This window comes from Microcystis sp. M144S2 (genome assembly GCF_020246065.1).
In the GTDB taxonomy this organism is placed as follows: Bacteria; Cyanobacteriota; Cyanobacteriia; order Cyanobacteriales; family Microcystaceae; genus Microcystis; species Microcystis ichthyoblabe_A.
Map to the genome: position 1 here is coordinate 1 of NZ_JADBTR010000118.1, position 17,774 is coordinate 17,774.

Here is a 17,774-nt window from a genome sequence, read left to right on the forward strand (position 1 = left end):
CAGTGGAAGGAATTAATAATAAACTGAAGGTGATTAAAAGGAGAGGCTATGGATTTAGAAACTTTAAAAACTTTAGTCTTAGATGTTTATTAAATTGGCATTTTGCTAGTTGATTTTACATGGTAAGTTCGGAAGAACCATTAAAAGATCGTTATCGCCTGTTATGATGTATTGCGCCATTCCAGACACGGCTAATTCTAAGAATTTATTATCATCTAAATCGGAACAAACTCTCGTTTCATGCAATATATCAACAAATAAGCTCCTATTTTTAAGAGACGACAAGAAATCTAACCTATCATCTTTTTCTAAATATTTGTCAAATTTCTTTTTACTTATTCTCGTTGCCAATTCTTGATAAGTTGCCTCGCTCTGGAGAATAGTAAATTGACTGACTGCTATATTGATTACTTTTTTGGGTGTTCCTAGGGGATTGAGTAAAGCACTAATAAAAACATTGGTATCTATAACAACTCGATTAGGATTCATCTACTAATAGTTCTGTTAGTTTATCTTCTGTCAAACCTTTAGCTTGAGCCTTTTTACCGACTTTATCCATAATTGAGATAAGACTTTCTGAATTTTCCTCAATCGTCAGATTAACTTCTTGTTCAGGAGAAAGACCTAACTGAGCGATTAGTGTAGGAATCTCCGATACCTTAATATTTTTGAGAACTTGTTTCATGGCTTAACTAGGTAACTAGGTGTATCTTCAACTTTCATTGTAGTTTATTTAATCACATTTAACAGTGTTACTCAAATCGTCCTCGACCTCTTCGCCACAACTTCAACCCTGAAGCGTAAACTAAAACCCTCTAAATCCACCGAAAAAGAAACCACAAAAGTAGGCTAAATTGTCTCTAAAAATACCATAAATTCCCCTTCATTTAGTTAGTTTAGAGTGGGAAACGCTGGAACAGCAGCCAGTGGAGAAATGATGTCAAATCCCGTCATACTTTATCTTTATTTCTGACTGGCTGCCTAGATAAATCAGAAAGTAAAAGTCGTGCGGATAGTGCCGATAACTAAGGTGGAATTGTTGTTATTTGAGTTAGGAGAAGTAATCACGATTACCCCTGGAGTAAGGGCAATATTATCGGTGAGTTTCCACTCATAAAATCCTTCGATATGAAAGGAAGTATCGGGATCATTAGTGGAACTACCATCATTTAATCGAATACTAGAACTAGACACCCAGGGCTGCATACCAACAATAATACCAGCGGTATTTCCTTCCTTAAATAAATCAGGAAAAGCCAAAGTTACCGCCCAATTCCAGATATCTAAATCCCCGCGTTCTAGTTGTCCATCTAAGGTGCTAAGGGTGACAGCTTTTGTGTAACCCCCCCAACCACCGAGGACAAAACCATCGACAATTCGCCAAGTGAATTGTAAACCCAAACTATTATTAATAGTCGGGACAGCCTCCCCGAATAGTTCTTCGGTGAAAAATCGGAAATTCGAGCGCTGGCTTCCCGTTCCCGTATCTAATTGGTTATAACCATGAAAGTAGGATAAAGCAATGCCAAAATTCTCGTTAGGAACATAACCCAGCTGCCCTAGGGCAGTATAGGAGCCGTTAAATAAACCCGCTCCCGGGTTAGGATCGTTAGCATCCCCGGCAAGATAACCGGCGCTGAATTGCAAAGCCCCATAATTACCCTGTAAACCGAGTCCAGTTTGTCCGGGGGCAAAATAAAGGGGATTGCGGGTACCAAAAGCGGAAAGCGCCCCACTAGCACCATCTCCATCCAAAAAGTTGAGGGTATTGGTAAAGTCATCTTTAGCACCTCCCGTCGCTTCTAACCAGAGTTGGATATTGTCCGTTAGGGGGAAACTGTAGTTTAAAACTTCTAGCAGTAAATCGTTGCCGTCCGGTTGGGTAAAGGCTAAGGTGCTTTCAAAAGTTCCCGTGGTATCGGCTAAATCGGCAATATTTCCCGTTGCTAGACGGGTATAGAGTAAATCTTTGCCTGTGAAGCTAGTATTTAATTCTAAACGGGCCCGATAACCAAAAGCTGGCACTTGGGGAATCCCTTCACCACCGTTTTTTTCCCCTGTGGCTACCCCATATAATGCCATCACCACTTCCCCAGTTAATTTAGTAGTGGTGGAAAATTGATTATTTTCCAGAAAAGCGACTCGATTTTCTAAGTTATCAACCCTAGCACCCAATGCCGCTAATTCTGTCTCGAATTCGCTGACTAATCGCTTAATTCTGTCTAGATCTTCTTTTAATACCGCTACTCCTTCCTGAATCAATCTTTCTAGGGTATTTAAGCAAGCATTCAACCCCGCGGCAAATTCCCAACGAGTTAAAGCGCGTTCACCGCGAAAAGTGCGGTCAGGATAACCTACTATACAACCATACCTCTCCACGAGACTTCTTAAGGCCTCAAACGCCCAGGCGGTGGGAGAAACATCCCGCAATTGATTGACACTTGTTACCTGTGCCATGGGGTTACTAGAGAGGTTTTCGAGACTATTAGCCAGTACCGGACCAGAAAAACCCAGTAATATCGCTGCTGTTAGGAAATTTTGCTTGATTTTCATTGCTGGTTCCCACACCTACAAGAATGATTATTGTTCTCAGTATAATCAGGTTAGCAAACTTTTTCTAGTCTGGCACTGTTGCAAATATTTTTCAAGTGTTACTCCAGATAAAATCTGAATTGTCTAGCATTTATTGGTTAAAATAAATCTTAAATGATAATAAAAGCAATAAGTAAATAATTTTATTGTTCCTACAAACAAGATAGAGACGCTGCTGACAGCATCTCTAAATGATTATTTTTGGTTCAATTGAGGATAAAAAAGGGGTAACTAGCGCAATTCAGCGTTAAACTCGTTAAAAGAGCGTCTTTTTAACTCCAGCGATTGCGTTCGAGGCAGAAGATCAAAAACCTTTCTTAAGACATCATCCACATCTTCATATTTAACATTGCCCAAACCATCATAAACCACTTTACCTTGTTGGTCTAAAACCACAGTTTGGGGAACCCCACCACGATAATAGTAACCCGGTTCATCGGGACGATAGGAAGACTTTAAGGGGATAGAATCGACAGTAACGGGGATAATACTGGCGGCGCGACCGTAAAACTCTTGAAAACGGGAGACAATCGCCGCAAATCGCTTACAATCACTACTATCATCCAGATAATAGACAATAATAGCCGGAATTTTCCGTTGAAAAGTTTCCGCTAAATTTAGACGCGGTGGTACGAGGGAACCATTCCCCGCATAGACCACAAAAATATTACCATCGAGGCGATCGTCATCGATCCCCGCATAGGCGCTAGAGGTTAGCCAAGGAGACCAACTCGTCAGAGCAACAATGAGAAAGACAAGACAGATCTGAAGACGCAGCCGATAACGAGATTTCATGATCAACAGGGTTAAAATATTAAGACAATTTTTAGTGTAAAAAATCTTGTGACCTTCGAGCGCGATAATTCCCAAACCACCTCGCGAGTCATTGCCGCTAACTCGCGCTTTGCCAATACCTATTATGCCATTCTAGGACTACATCCGAGTGCCTCGGTGATCGAAGTGCGACGCGCCTATCGGGAACTGAGTAAACGATACCACCCCGATACTACCGAACTCAGCCCCGAAGTGGCAACGGTTAAATTCCAGCGTCTTAACGAAGCTTATGCCACCCTGAGTAATCCCGATCGCCGTTCCCTGTATGATTTACAGATAGGTTACTCGCGCTGGAATGTCATCCAAACTATCCCCGATAGCGATCAACCCATAGCTAATCGTAGCGCCTATCTCGATCCTACCGATCGCCCCCTATCTTCGGGAGAGATTTTTGCTTTGTTTATCTTGGCACTCACCCTGCTCGGCTGCTTGTTACTAGCGGTGATTATTGCTATGCTTCGAGGAGAGAATGCCGTCACTGTAGCCCAATTATTTTTGATTTAGATGCGATGAAGATTCCCACTGCCGATACTCCCCTCTATAATCATCCCTTACCGGCGATCGAAGCATGGCTAGTTAAATTAGGTTGTCGGAAAAATACCGAGAATGTCCACTGTTGGACTGTGGAAAAACCGACATGGAAAGCGGAAATCTGCCTCGATATCGAAGAAATCACCGTTCGTTACTTTCGGGCAGCCAATGACGGCAGTGACATCAATCGCGCTTTTAAATACTCCCTTAGTCGTCAAGATATCGAATCGGCGGTTTTTTCCGGTCCCTAATCATCGGTTAAACTTTTAACTATCTAAGATTACTCGTTAAGACAGCAGCGGAGTTGGTAGCAGGGAGAGCTAGTCCGAGCATTTGTACTAAATTTTCCGAGGCACGCTGTCAATCCAGTACATTTGTTCAGTTTGCAATCAAAGCTCCCCCACAACTGGAACCGCTGCCGGCAGTGCAACCGTAGCAATAGGAAGCGGTTTGTACCTCTGCAATTAGCTCTAAAGTACCCGCTTGTAATAAATCTGGCAGGGTTAATTTTTGGCCTTGACCGGTGCAAGCGACCAGATCTTCCATCTGATTAAAATCGCAGTCATAGATATTACCCAAATAATCAATGGAAAGCTGATTACGACACATCAAATGTTCGACAGTATCACCATTAAAATGACCTTCAAGGAATTGAAGATAGGGTTGATAGAGTTGCCGGTGTTCCAGATGGAAGCGCGTCCTGCCGACGGGTAGGTTAGTGATAGTAAACAGATTGTTAAAAGAAATATTAAAATGTTCTTGCAAGAACTTTTTGTAATCCCGTGTTAAGGATACCTGATCCGGTGTGAGAGAAAAATTCTCTGACTTAGGAATCTGGGGATTATAGACTAAATCGACCATCAAATTCGGCTCTTGAGCATAGCCGAGACGGTTTAACCATTGTAAAGCAGCAATCGATCGATCATAAACTCCCAGACCGCGCATTTTATCCACATTATCGGCAAGATAACAGGGTAAAGAAGCCACCACCCGCAGCTGATGGGCAGCGCAATATTCAGGAATATCAGTAAATCCTTTCTCGAAATAAATAGTTAAATTCGAGCGCACGATTACCTCTTTCCCAGCTTTTCTAGAGGTTTCCACAATTGGCTTAAAACCGTAGAGCATTTCTGGAGCGCCGCCAGTCAGATCGACGGTTTTAATTTGGGGAAATCTTTCGATCAGTTCGATAATTTGTTCGCATACTTCTGGAGTCATTTCTTCGGAGCGAACTGGACTAGCTTCCACATGACAATGGCTACAAGCAAGGTTACATCTTTTCCCTAAATTAATTTGCAGAACCGAGATTTTTTGCTTAGTTAAAGGAGTTTTTAGTTTCTCAAAAAAAGGAATCATGGGAGAGTAATCACTAATCAGTAATTAGTAAACAGAATCACTAATCAATGATAACTGATAATGGATGAGTTTTTTGTCAATGGGTAACTCAACTCCTAACTCAGATAAACTTGATTTTTCTCTTAGTTGCCAGGGGATAGCTCAGAAAGATTAGCTGATTTTTCTTGCCAATCTTGACCGATTTTAATCGTCACATCAGAAGCGAGATTTCCTGTACTTTCCACCAAAACTTCCCCGACACCAAGGCTATTATGCAGGGCAGCAGCCAGGGAATCATCCCCTTTTTGAGCAATAATTTTGGTAGTTTCTAGAATTGGCGATGAAGACTTAGAGACAAAAACATTTTCATAACCCAATGAGCGCAGATATCTGACTAGAGTTTGCACCGCTTCTGGATTATCGATGCTATCTTCCACAGCTATGCGAGTCGGTTGCGTGGTTTCCTCAATGTCAGCCATAAAAGAGCCGTGGTTAAAATGTTGAGCCACTAGCTCTTGAATTTTACTTTGATTGGGCAACCAATAACTGATCCCTTGCCGACCATCACCATTAAAGTCTCCGGGTAGGAGTAGCATTTGCACATCAGTGCGCTGAGTTTTGGAGGCAAAACCGGCTAGGGCGAGTAACTCTTCTAAACTAAGATTAGTATCGATATGAGTGCGGATAACCTCGATAATATCGGGAATTTTCAGTAAAGTTGCTGGTTTTAGGGTTTGTTCCACTAAAGACCGCATTAATTGCTGTTGTCGTTGGATACGACCGATATCGCCTTTAGCATCGTAACGAAAACGGGCAAACTGGAGGAATTTCTCGCCGTTGAGGTGTTGTTCCCCTTTTTTCAGGTCAATGTAGAGGTGTTGACTAAAATCTTGATACTTCATGTCTTTGGGAACATATACCGTCACCCCCCCCAAAGCATCAATTAATTTTTCCACACCCTGCACATTAATGCGAACATAGCGATCGATAGCGACCCCTTCTAAAAGATGACTAACCGTTTCCGCCGTTAAAGCAGGTCCCCCAAGGGCGTTAGCTTGATTGATTTTTTTCTCCCCGTAACCCTCGATATCGGTGCGGGTATCCCGGGGGATGGAAAGCATGGTTAACTTCTGTCTTTGGGGGTCAAAACGCAGTAACAGCATGGTATCGGTTAAACCATCCAAGGAATTAACCGGGGCATGATAACCCAGATCTGGGGTTTGTGCCTCCTTGACATCGGATGTCAACACTTTCGCGCCAACTACCAGAATATTAACGGGGCGGTTGAGGGCGGGAAGTTGCAGATTTTCATAGGATATGGCCTGTTGATTGTTAAAAGCGGCGGCTTCTTCGGGACTAAGAGCAGCTTGTCGCAAAGGTGTGGAGGAGAGAGACACAGCTAACATAGCCCCCGCCGTAGCGGAAACTAGGGCGCAGCCAGTTAAGCCTAGGGCTGTCAGGAACCATTTACCCGACAATCGCCGCTTTTTAACAGGTTTAGCCGCTAATTTGCTTGATTTTCCGCTTTTAAGCCTTGATTTCGTCTTATTAACCACAAATTGCCTCACACAATCACTAAATATCTCCCTAAAACCATATTTAAAGAGATAAACTATTTGTTTTCTCAGATAACCGGAAAAGATTATTAAACTAATCGGGTTTTCTAGAGAGTTAGCAGATAATATAGCAGAATTTTTCCTTATAGTTCTTCGGCATCGCAATTTTGTCGAAATATCTAGGGTTTGTTTCGTGGGAGCGGGGTGTGGGAATTATGAATTATGAATTATGAATTATGAATTGGGAAGCGGGGGAGTGGGGGAGTGGGGAAGTGGGGGAGTGGGGGAGTGGGGGAGTGGGGAAATTGAACTAAAACCGCAACACCCCAACCCCTAAAACCTGTCTCGGAGTCTCCTCATTGGCTGATTTTTTTGTGCAGAAATAACTTTTGTGGTCGATTAAATAACCGATTGATCAACCAACCGTCGGTTTTTTGCAGACGATAACCGCTACTTAAGTACAGTGACTGGGCTGCTAGATTATTATTGAGAACATGGAGGGAAAGTTCCTCAAACCCCCATTCTCTAGCGATCTGTTCACACTTGAGCAGCAATCTCCGGGCCAGACCAGCACGCCGGCGATCGGGACTAACGGCTAAATTAGAAATATAAGGAATGGGAACAGCTAAAAAAGAACTGGATTTTAAGCCGATTTCCGCCGTAGCGACAATAATTTCCTGAGGACCCGTGACGGTGACGCTGGTTTGACTGACTACCAGACAGTGATAGTAAGGGGTGTCGGCGCGTAATCGTCCCCGTAAGTCCTCGTAAATGCCTAATTTAAAGATAGGACGCAGAAAAGACCAATAATTGGCCGTGGGGAAAAAACTATCGGTGAGAATTTCCGCCAAGCTTTTTAGATCTTGGCTTTGGGCCAAACGCACCTCGACGGTAATGGCGGCAGTGTCACCGGTCGCTTCCGAGTCGGAGGAATGAGACAATAGGTATGAGATAAAACAGGAGTCCACTTTAATCACAGGAGTCGGGAGGGAAGGTGGGGATGGCAGTCCTTATCCGGGAAGGGTAGATAGGGGTGGGATTTAGTTGGGGGAATTAAGCATCTATCTTAGGGAGAAGACCGCAATTTTTCAAGACTACTGAATCAAAATCTCATCCATTCTACTGCCTATAGCCCCAGTTGGGGGAAAGACCGCCATTTTTCTAGAATTTTTTTTGATCTCCGGGCAGTGGTTAATATGGGATGATGCCGGTCAGAACTAATCTCTTTCTTTTTGGGTCAATTAACTATATTCTTTAATCTAATCTATCCTCCTATCCCCTCCATGATCAAAGAAATTTCCGCTTATTTGCAAGTGTTCCGCAGTCAAAAAATGGCGGCTTTGTTATTCTTAGGTTTTGCTTCTGGATTACCCTTGTTGCTCACCAGTCGCACCCTGCAAGCTTGGATGACCACCGAAGGAGTTGATCTGAAATCGATCGGTTTATTTAGTTTAGTTACCCTCCCCTACTCTCTCAAATTTCTTTGGTCTCCCTTACTCGATCGCTATGTTCCTCCTTTTCTTGGTCGTCGTCGCGGTTGGATTTTAATCGCTCAAGTTTGTTTAACTTTAGCGATTGGTTTTATGGCTTTTCAACAACCAAAACAATCTTTGGAATTATTGGCAATTAATGCTTTACTGATCGCTTTTTTTAGTGCCACTCAAGATATTGCCTACGATGCCTATCGCACAGATATTTTAGAAAAATGGGAGATGGGTGCCGGGGTAGCGATCGGGGTTTTAGGTTATCGTTTGGCTTTAATTTTAACTGGTTCGATCGCTTTAATTTTAGCTGATCACTTTCCCTGGCCGCTCGTCTATCTTTTCCTAGCTGGATTGATGGCTTTAACGATTATTTGGTCTTTTTTCGCCCCAGCTACTCCCCCTAGAGATGATACTCCCCAAACTCTTTTAGAGGCGGTTTGGTTGCCTTTCCAAGAGTTTTTTCAACGCTATCAAATAGGTCAAGGAATCAGCATTCTCGCCTTTATTGTTCTCTATCGTTTAGGGGATGCTTTAGTTAATAATATGGTGACTCCTTTTCTCTTAAAAACTGGTTTCAGTCAAACCGATATCGGGGCGATCCAAGGCGGCATGGGCATGATAGCAACTATGGTGGGAGTTTTATTAGGTGGTTCCCTGTTAAGTCGTTGGGGAATTAATCGATCGCTCTGGATATTTGGTCTGTTGCAAGCTGTTAGTAATTTAGCCTATTTTATTCTAGCAAATTTAGGGCAAAATTATCCTTTTATGGTCTTAGCTATTAATATTGAAAACTTCTGCGGTGGCTTAGTCACTGCCGCTTTTGTGGCTTTTTTAATGAGTCTTTGTAATGCTCGTTTTACCGCTACTCAGTACGCCCTTTTATCAAGTTTAATGGCCTTTAGTCGCGATATTTTGGTGGCTCCCGCCGGAGTTTTAGCTGAGGCGATCGGTTGGCAGTGGTTCTTTTTAATCACGGTAATTGCCGCTTTACCCGGGTTAGCTTTATTGCCTTTATTTGCTCCTTGGCAAGAGCAGGATTAAGCTAATTTATGAGCTAGGAAGTGATGATTTATTCCTCCGATTTCACTCGCATAACTACTAAAGTCATATCGTCGCCACCGTCATTTTGCAACCCGGTAAAAGCGGCAACTTTCCCAAATAAATATTCGAGAATTTGTTCGGGATCGTTGTACTGTTGACAGGCTTCTTTAACTGCCGATAGCCAATTTTTCTGATCAAATCTTTCCCCTTTCGAGTTGACTGCATCGGTAAAGCCATCGGTATAATAGATCAGCGTATCTCCCGCTTCTAATTGCACTTGGGCATCGTCATAGATAGAATCGGCCTCTAAACCCACTAATGTCCCTTCCGTGTCGAGAGACTCTAACTCTCCCGTTTTAGCCCGCCACCAGAGGGTGGGATAATGGGCAGCATTACTGTAACCAAGACGGCGCGTCAGCGGATCATACTCGGAATAAAATAATGTCACGAAACGATGAGAATTATCGAGATCGGCATACATAACCCGATTGAGATGACGCAAAATTTGGGCTGGGGAGTGACGATTTAACACTTCCGCTCGCAACATTCCCCGGGTCATGGTCATCAATAATCCTGCTGGGACACCTTTACCCATGACATCACCGATGACTATACTCCAAGGGGCGGTACTAGCTTCCCTTTCCGCCTCCGTTGCTGGTTTAAATTGATCGTAGTTGCAGGGGATAAAATCATAATAATCGCCCCCAACGCGATTGGCTGTTTGGCAGTGGGCTGCCAATTCTACCCCCTGAATTTTCGGACATTGCCGGGGTAAAAGACGATTTTGGATTTCGGAAGCGATTTCTAACTCTCGATCCTGACGTTCCTTGGCCCGTAATTCGACCGTTAATTCATTATTAGCTATAGCTACCGCCGTTTGATCGGCCACTAGCTGCAACAGTTTACGACGGGTGGGGGTCCAACCATAATCGGGATCGCGACTGAAAACGTATAAACGCCCCCGCTCACTATTTTTTACCAAAACAGGTGTACTATAAACCTGCGTACCCTGTCCGAGAGTTTGCCGGATCTGATGGTCGAGACTATCGAGAAGCGATCGATTATTTTTGTTCTCAAGTGTCGCTTCTTGGTTTAATTGTCGGATAATTGCCTCTAATTGTCGGCGTAGTTCCCCATTAATTTGATTATCTTGGCAATGGAGTTGATCGAGGGCTACTTGACCGTTATTTTTGCTCAAAATCAACGCTCCTCCCTCCGCATCCGCCACTCGTGCGGCCATCAAGGGGGTAAGATCGAGGAATTGGTTTAAATTATTGAAACTCCGCAGGGCAAAACCGAGGGAACTTAAGAGATTTTGAACTTTGTTTTGTTCGCGATATAAACTGGCGACCAACTCTTTTAAGGCTAAAATTGGCTTGATATCGGTACTGTGATCGCCCATATTGACGGTGGGAGTGGTGAGGGTGTCGCTCGGTTCCGGCTCAGAAAGCATAAAATGATCTTTGTGGCGGTGACATGATGATAGCTAGATGGTCATTGGGTTATGACCTGTTTAAGTTTAACAGTATAGTCGATCTTTTCCTGACTGCCACAATTTAACCCCGATGTTTTACTGTTTCTGTGGGTGCATCTCATTTTTGTCAATCTACTAAGTTGGGATTTTTCAGGGGAAACTCTCTTTTAAAATTGGGCATTACTTGCGATTTTATCACTCAATCCCAGCTTTTGGGGGCTTCTACCCCCCAAACCCCGAAGCGCATTAGTTTTTCGGTGGGATGCTTACACGGAGATGCTGATACATTTGTCATCATTTAAAAGTCACTGATAATTGCTGATTGTCGGTATTTCTGCAAATGTGAGATGCACCCCATTTCTGTTTTGTCACACCGAAGTCTAGGGCTGATAACCTGACCTTATAATAATTAGAAGTATTTAACTTGATCCACTGACTTTATGACCTTGCCTCTCGATGTTCCCACGGCGATTAATCAACGTCGTTCTATTAAAAATTTTACCACCGATCCGATCGCCCCAGAACTGCTGAAAACCCTAGTAGAATTAACCGTTGCCGCACCTAGTAGTTTCAACATCCAAGATTGGCGAATTATTTTAGTACAAGATGAGGCACAAAAGGCCGCTTTAGCCGAGGCCGCTTGGGGACAAAAGCAAATTATCCAAGCGCCGGTTACTTTTGTTTTCGCTGCCGATGCTGCCGCAGGAGGAGGAGATCTAACTCCTATCTATGAACAGGCTCTCAGTACAGGTGCCTGGAGCGAAGGCACGGTAAAATATTTCAAACAGGCAATCCCGGGATTTCAAAAGGATTTGGGCGAAAAAACCCGGGAATACGCGATTAAAGATGCCATGATCGCCGCTACTCATCTGGTTTTAGCTGCCGAAAGTCTCGGTTTATCTAGTTGTTTTCTCAACGGTTGGATCGAGGACAAGGTAAAAGCTGTGATCGGTGCTGCCGATCATCCCCATCTGGCGATCGCTGTTGTTGTTCCCATCGGTTACGCGGCGGAACCACGGCTTAATCCGGGGCGTTTACCCTTAGATTACAATGTTTTTGTGGATCGCTTGGGTAATCCCTATCAAATCTAAACTCTATTAACTGGATTTAATCTCGTTTTGAGCGCTGTTTTGGCCGGTGGTTTGGGGGTGGGTGTCGGTGTCGGTTTGCAGGAGTTGGTGTTGCTGATTTGAGATAGGAATCTTCTGGCAAACTAACTTTTAGATAGGATGGCACGGTTGACATTCATAGCTTGATTCAGCAACGCCGATTTTTCTAATATTGTAGTGTGGCAAAATTAACAATTTGATGTGCATCACGCCGCGCTAATACAGCCGACATCGATCTTAATTTTTTGAAAAGATATAAGGTTAATTATGACATCCCAGATTATCATGTCTAGGATTGACCATCTTTTAGCCTTATCGAGAGATTTCTATGCTGAAAAAATACTCATGGTGGCGGCCACTGACGATTTTATTTGTAATCAGCTGCGGAGTGATCTTAATTTTTGGGAAAACTTTCGCCCAATCCCCAGGGATTAGCCATCCTCTCGATCCCCTCACAGAAAATGAGATTAAAATGGCGGTAACTGTGGTTAAAAAAGAAAAATCCCTGACAGAGTTCGCCAGATTTCCTAATATTTCTTTACAAGAACCCGATAAGCAAACTGTTTTAAACTTTAAAAAAGGAGATGCTATTGCTCGTCAGGCTTTTTTAGTAATTCTGGAACCCAGACTGAATAAAACCTATGAGGCTATTGTCGATACCAAAGCGAGTAAAATTATCTCATGGCAAGAAGTATCGACGGGACAACCACCATTGTTAGATGAAGAATACGAAATTCTCGATCAAGTAGCCAAAGCCGATATTCGTTGGCAAGAAGCTATGAAAAAACGCGGGATTGCTGACTTTGAAAACGTCATCATTGACGGTTGGGCCCCTGGGATGATGAGCGAGAAAGAACAAGCATCGGGAAAGCGCTTAATTCGCGGAATTACTTACTATAAAGGCAAGGATCGCAGTAATTATTATGGCGCACCAATTGAAGGTTTGTCGGTGACGGTAGATTTAAATAATCGCCAAGTATTTGAAGTGCGAGATACTGGGATTGTACCTTTCTCAAAAGCCAATTTTGATTACGATGAAAAAACCCTTTCACCCCTTCAAAAAGCTCTAAAACCTTTAAGAATTCAACAACCGCAGGGGACAACTTTTCAAATTAGGGGTAACGAAGTTAGCTGGCAAAATTGGAAATTTCGTTATCTCATGCACCCAAGAGAGGGGTTAGTTCTTTATCTAGTTACCTACAATGATAAAGGTAAAGATAGAATAATTTTGTATCGTGCAGGACTCTCAGAAATGGTAGTTCCCTACTCCGATACCTCGCGAGAATGGGCGGTTCGTAGTGCTTTTGATGTGGGAGAATATCGTTTTGGTTGGCTATCTACTCCCTTGGATAAAGGTAATGATGTTCCCGAAAATACTGTCTTGTTAAATGCCTTGTTTGCTGATGATAATGGGGAACCTTATCTCGGGAAAAATCTTATCGGTATTTACGAAAAGGATGCGGGAATTCTCTGGCGACATTATGATTTTAACACGGAAACTTTTGAAGGTCGCCGCGCCCGTCAATTAGTGGTTAATACCGTGGCTGCTATCGGTAATTATGACTATGGAATTAACTGGATTTTTCATGAAGATGGTACTTTAGAACAGCGCAGCGATTTAACGGGAATTATGTTAGCTAAAGCGACTCATGATGTCACTAATGCTCATAATCATGGCGACCAATTTGGGACATTAGTAGCGGCAAATGTGGAAGCGATTAATCATCAGCACTTCTTAAATTTTCGTCTTGATTTCGATGTGGATGGGGTTAAAAATTCTGTTACTGAAATGAAGGTTTCTACTTTATCACCAGAAAAGAATCCCTTTGGTAATGCCTTCACTATGTCAGAAAGAAATCTTCAGCAAGAATCCGAGGCAATTCGTGATGTGAATTTAGCTGAAAGTCGCGCTTGGATGGTAATGAATAAGAATCAGAAAAACTCCCTAGGAATGCCGACAAGTTATATGTTAATGCCATCGGCAAATTCAATTTATTATCCCAATTTCCAAGCGGATTCTCGTCAACGGGGTGAATTTGCTACCCATCATTTTTGGGCAACTCGTTACAAAGCGAACGAGCTTTATGCAGCGGGAGATTATCCCAATCAAGGCAAAAAAGGCCGAGGTTTACCGCAATATACTGCTGATAATGAATCTCTCGACAATGAGGATTTAGTCGTCTGGTACACCTACGGTGTTACCCATATTCCTCGTCCGGAAGAATGGCCAATTATGACCGTACATCCAGCAGGTTTTAAGATTATGTCTTGGGGTTTCTTTGACCAAAATCCTGTTTTGAATGTCCCGAAAAATAACCTAGAGGATTCTTTAAATTAATTATCGAAAAAACTGGGTCTAAAACCTTGCCTTTTAAGTCGAAAAGTTTTTGGAGCGGGGTATAAATCCCCGTTACAAAAACGGAATCCTGCCTTGGTTAATTGTATAACAAGTCCCTAAGAACCTTATTCATACCAAAACTCGGAACTTCCCGCACATTTTTCGTCTCTAAATAACCATTGTTGAAACACTTGTTCTCTACCATCCTGAGGTGCAACAATCTGATAAACTTTTAGGGATTTTTTAGCAATTCTCTGGCTGCCCTTGTCGGTTAATTTATAACCTAACAAGTTTAAAAAATTACGAATAATGGTCAGAGGACGGGAAGTATTAGAGAGGTTAATCTTGGTGATAGTTTTAATCTCGTTACGGTTTTTAACGGCGATTTCCGCCATTTTTTGTAAATCGGCATCATGATTAGTTAATTCTCTTTCCGGGTTAGCTAATAATACGGGAATTCCTAACAATTCTAACGTCCCGATAATCACTCCTAATTGACTACTATTAAAATCGGGAATAAATAAACTTCCGTGACCTGATTCTATCAGTTTACGCGCAATTAAAGCATCTCGATCGCACAAAAATTGTCGCCCAATTGTCAAAAAGTAATGTAGGCGTAGTTCTTGATACCATCCTTGATCATCTTTAATCACTAATTGCGGTGTGACGGGGATTCCATAGCGTTTGTATAGGTCATATTTCCTGATAATTCTCCTTTCTTTTACTGACTTAATTAACTGTTTTTTTAGCAGACGACACTCTGATTCCGTTATCTCGGCTGCGCTGGCAATTGCATCACATTCAGAACGATAATTATATTCCATAATTTCTTCAATTGCTTCCGTTAACTGATTAGTTATGTCTAGTTCTTCTTCCTGATTTCTTTCTTTAATTCTATGACCTTCTGCTTGTAAAATCCCTAGAATTGACTGACGATAATTAAGCATATAAGCATTGACTCGCACGGCCATTTTTGCCCAGCAGAGGAGAGATTCTGCTTGAAAAGTTGTATCTAAATCCTCCAGAGATTCTAAATCTGATTGGTGTAGTAAGCGAATATTAACCTCGGTTAATCGGTGTCCAGAGGTGAGAAGTTTGGGGATAGAAGTGGACCCATTGCCCACCTGATTAAATCCATGCACTGCTGACCAAATATAACGAGGAATATTCTCTCTAATTCTCCCTAAAAATTGAGCGATAGAAGTGGGAGTTTGAATTCCCTGTGCTAGACACCAAACCGAGGAAAAGTGTCGCTGAATATCAATACTAATTCCCGTTTCGATCGCGGGACTAGCTAGAACTATATCATAGTTAAGCAACAACTGATTTAAATTGCCAATCGCTTGATAGGCAGCGTGACTAGAATCTTGCAATGACTCTGAGTCTATCCGCAGAACTTTCTTATGAGGAAATTGCTTTTTTAGATAGGATTCTAGGGTAATCGTTCCCCATTTGCTGGTTAACTTTTGTGCTGATAGACAAACGAAGGGTTTTCCTCCCTCTTTAATATGTTTAACTAAATCATTAACTAGCCGTTGAGGAGTATTATCAGAGTAGTTATAAACTCGCCAAGATTCCTGATAATTAGGTTTCCACTCATTACTAATCAAGAAAGTTTCTAGTTCAATCGCCGCTAAAGAAGTTAAATAATCTAGGGAAATATCACTTAAATCAGCATCAGCAACTAGGACTTTTCCCCCACTGCTGACCACAGTTTGCAGCAGCGACTTTAGGGATTTTAAAATTGCTACACGATTAGTTTTACAAGTATCCCCATTTAACCCATGCCATAGAACCTGTTCGATCTCATCGATAATAATAATAGCTCCTTGCCAATCTTCCGCTTGAAATTTAGCTTGTGATTGGGGATGGAGAGAGTCAATACATAAACCATAACCGTAAATTTGTGCCGCAGGATTATCCCTAATTTTGCTGATATAGTTTAAACCAAAGCGTTGACATAACTCCTCTACCAGTTTCACCCGATGACCAATAACTAAAACTTTTTGTTGATTGGCAATAGCTTGTTTAACTATCTTGGCTAAAAACTCAGTTTTTCCCGTACCTTTAGCAGATTTAATCGCCATTAAATGCGCTGATGTAGGAATAGCAATATCTGGCAAGTAACGGCTATTTAATTCTAGATGAGGTGAGAGAGTTAAACTATTTAAATTCGCTGCTTTCCAAATTTCCCAAGAGGTGGCTTTTTGATAGACTTGTTTAAAGTAATCTTCTCCTCGATTGATTAGTAAATCATCCACTCCTTTACCGTCAGCAGCATCCCAAGTAACCACCTTTACCTCACAGTTAGCCTGACTGAATAGATAACCCATTCTCTGTAAAGCTAAATTAACCGCTTGCTGGGTTTTCGGTTTAGTTTCTTGATCGAAAACTAGATAAATCTTTCGTCCCGAATTAGCTAATTTTTCTAGCTGCGGAATTAAATGAGATTTACCGATTCTCCTCCCTAATTTGTCCTTGGGAGTACGATAACCATTGTGAATCCCGGGTAAGGCAATTGTCACATAACCTGCTGTTAGTAATGCCCCCGCTTTTTTCGCTCCTTCCGTAAGACAAATAGGTATCTCTGGATGTTTAATTACCCAGGACCAAAAACCGAGATCCTCTTGCTTATTATCCACTTCTTCAGTTAAAATATTAATACTGATATCCTGGGCTATCCTTTGCCAAATTTTTAGGGGAACCCGCAAAGCAAAGACTCCCGTAGGGGTTTGGGGAGGATGTTCGTACTTAATCGGTTTAGCCTTATCAAAGCTTAAACGGGGAAAATCGGGCTTAAAACAGCCCCAAAGGTCATCATTACCCGTTAGTAAGTCAATTCCTGAACACCACCAACCGCCTTGACTGGTATGTTCATAACGCTTGAGAATACTATCCCTAACCCTGCCATCATTGCGTCGCGGTAATTCTTGGGAGTAGAGTAGGTATTCACTGGGAGATAGCCCCGCTAAACCGGTGACATTGAGATCAATTAACTCCGCATCCACCCCGCTATCACGCCATTCTTCTAAATATTTCATCCTTGTCCTCTACTGGCTAGACGCTATATATAGCGTTTTTGTCCTATTATTCTAGCGGTAAGCCACTAAATAGCGAAAAGAGAAAATTTACTCTCTCAGAGGTTCTCAGAGGAAATTTGACTTTTAATCCACTCTTGTCTTAAATTATCGAAAAGTTAAGAACAAATAAAGTCTCACCACAACCTCCTCAGCAGTCAAGCACAATGGGATCGGAAATATTTTGTCAATCTGTTTTTCCTATCAAAGAATAAACTTTTTGTCAAGCGTACAAAAAAACTATCTTTCCGAGAAAATTGAGAATTTTTTGCGAAAAATGTCATCGAAAACACTGTTTTGGGGGACAAAACAATCCTCGCTCTACTATATATAGAGTGATATGATTATTTAACACGCTAGATGTTGTGTTTTCCCAGAAAATCTGATAAAATACTCTAGTACA

Annotated in this window: 15 protein-coding genes; 6 read left to right on the plus strand and 9 right to left on the minus strand. The window is 42.1% G+C overall.

Going from position 1 to position 17,774, the window contains the following annotated elements; translation table 11 throughout:
- The coding region (locus IM462_RS14030) for a transposase (protein ID WP_036400142.1) at positions 1 to 113 on the plus strand (113 nt) is incomplete at its 5' end.
- On the opposite strand, the gene IM462_RS14035 is transcribed toward IM462_RS14030, so the two are convergent.
- The 4 genes from IM462_RS14035 to IM462_RS14050 all read right to left on the minus strand — a co-directional run bounded on the left by IM462_RS14035 (position 106) and on the right by IM462_RS14050 (position 3,387).
- Entirely contained in the window at positions 106 to 489 is a 384-nt protein-coding gene (locus IM462_RS14035; protein WP_287701194.1) for a putative toxin-antitoxin system toxin component, PIN family, read from the minus strand. The genes IM462_RS14030 and IM462_RS14035 overlap by 8 nt on opposite strands.
- Positions 479 to 685 carry a hypothetical protein gene (locus tag IM462_RS14040; protein WP_002763776.1) on the minus strand — a complete coding sequence of 69 codons (207 nt, stop codon included), beginning with the start codon at positions 683 to 685 and terminating at the stop codon, positions 479 to 481. The genes IM462_RS14035 and IM462_RS14040 overlap by 11 nt, the downstream gene beginning before the upstream one ends.
- A gap of 305 nt (positions 686 to 990) precedes the next feature.
- Positions 991 to 2,553: an iron uptake porin gene (locus IM462_RS14045; protein WP_287701193.1), complete on the minus strand. Its 1,563-nt coding sequence runs from the start codon at positions 2,551 to 2,553 to the stop codon at positions 991 to 993.
- A 270-nt stretch (positions 2,554 to 2,823) separates the two neighbouring features.
- Positions 2,824 to 3,387 (minus strand): thylakoid membrane photosystem I accumulation factor, encoded by a 564-nt coding sequence (locus IM462_RS14050; protein ID WP_287701192.1) that lies wholly within the window; start codon positions 3,385 to 3,387, stop codon positions 2,824 to 2,826.
- Positions 3,388 to 3,435: 48 nt separating this feature from the next.
- Here IM462_RS14050 and IM462_RS14055 point away from each other — a divergent pair, with 48 nt between their 5' ends.
- Complete coding sequence (locus tag IM462_RS14055; RefSeq protein WP_287701191.1) at positions 3,436 to 3,930, plus strand: J domain-containing protein; 495 nt, start codon at positions 3,436 to 3,438, stop codon at positions 3,928 to 3,930.
- Positions 3,931 to 3,935: 5 nt separating this feature from the next.
- Positions 3,936 to 4,208 (plus strand): DUF3143 domain-containing protein, encoded by a 273-nt coding sequence (locus tag IM462_RS14060; protein WP_002770501.1) that lies wholly within the window; start codon positions 3,936 to 3,938, stop codon positions 4,206 to 4,208.
- A 127-nt stretch (positions 4,209 to 4,335) separates the two neighbouring features.
- On the opposite strand, the gene arsS is transcribed toward IM462_RS14060, so the two are convergent.
- The 3 genes from arsS to IM462_RS14075 form a co-directional block, all read right to left on the minus strand.
- Complete coding sequence (arsS, locus tag IM462_RS14065; RefSeq protein WP_287701190.1) at positions 4,336 to 5,313, minus strand: arsenosugar biosynthesis radical SAM (seleno)protein ArsS; 978 nt, start codon at positions 5,311 to 5,313, stop codon at positions 4,336 to 4,338.
- 122 nt (positions 5,314 to 5,435) lie between these two features.
- Positions 5,436 to 6,848: an LCP family protein gene (locus IM462_RS14070; RefSeq protein WP_287701189.1), complete on the minus strand. Its 1,413-nt coding sequence runs from the start codon at positions 6,846 to 6,848 to the stop codon at positions 5,436 to 5,438.
- A 356-nt stretch (positions 6,849 to 7,204) separates the two neighbouring features.
- On the minus strand, positions 7,205 to 7,825 hold the full coding sequence (locus IM462_RS14075; RefSeq protein ID WP_287701188.1) for a GNAT family N-acetyltransferase: 621 nt from the start codon (positions 7,823 to 7,825) through the stop codon (positions 7,205 to 7,207).
- 306 nt (positions 7,826 to 8,131) lie between these two features.
- On the opposite strand from IM462_RS14075, the gene IM462_RS14080 reads away from it, so the two are divergent.
- Entirely contained in the window at positions 8,132 to 9,373 is a 1,242-nt protein-coding gene (locus IM462_RS14080) for an AmpG family muropeptide MFS transporter (RefSeq protein WP_287701187.1), read from the plus strand.
- Between the two features lie 28 nt (positions 9,374 to 9,401).
- On the opposite strand, the gene IM462_RS14085 is transcribed toward IM462_RS14080, so the two are convergent.
- Positions 9,402 to 10,826, minus strand: coding sequence for a PP2C family protein-serine/threonine phosphatase (locus IM462_RS14085; protein WP_287701186.1), 1,425 nt, complete (start codon positions 10,824 to 10,826; stop codon positions 9,402 to 9,404).
- Between the two features lie 461 nt (positions 10,827 to 11,287).
- Here IM462_RS14085 and IM462_RS14090 point away from each other — a divergent pair, with 461 nt between their 5' ends.
- Positions 11,288 to 11,938, plus strand: a complete 651-nt coding sequence (locus IM462_RS14090; protein ID WP_004268876.1) for a nitroreductase family protein — start codon at positions 11,288 to 11,290, stop codon at positions 11,936 to 11,938.
- A gap of 346 nt (positions 11,939 to 12,284) precedes the next feature.
- Positions 12,285 to 14,294: a primary-amine oxidase gene (locus IM462_RS14095; protein WP_287701185.1), complete on the plus strand. Its 2,010-nt coding sequence runs from the start codon at positions 12,285 to 12,287 to the stop codon at positions 14,292 to 14,294.
- Between the two features lie 125 nt (positions 14,295 to 14,419).
- Here IM462_RS14095 and IM462_RS14100 read toward each other — a convergent pair whose 3' ends face one another.
- A complete protein-coding gene (locus tag IM462_RS14100; RefSeq protein WP_287701184.1) occupies positions 14,420 to 17,335 on the minus strand; it encodes a plasmid replication protein, CyRepA1 family in 2,916 nt (971 codons plus the stop codon).
- Positions 17,336 to 17,774 lie beyond the last annotated feature (439 nt).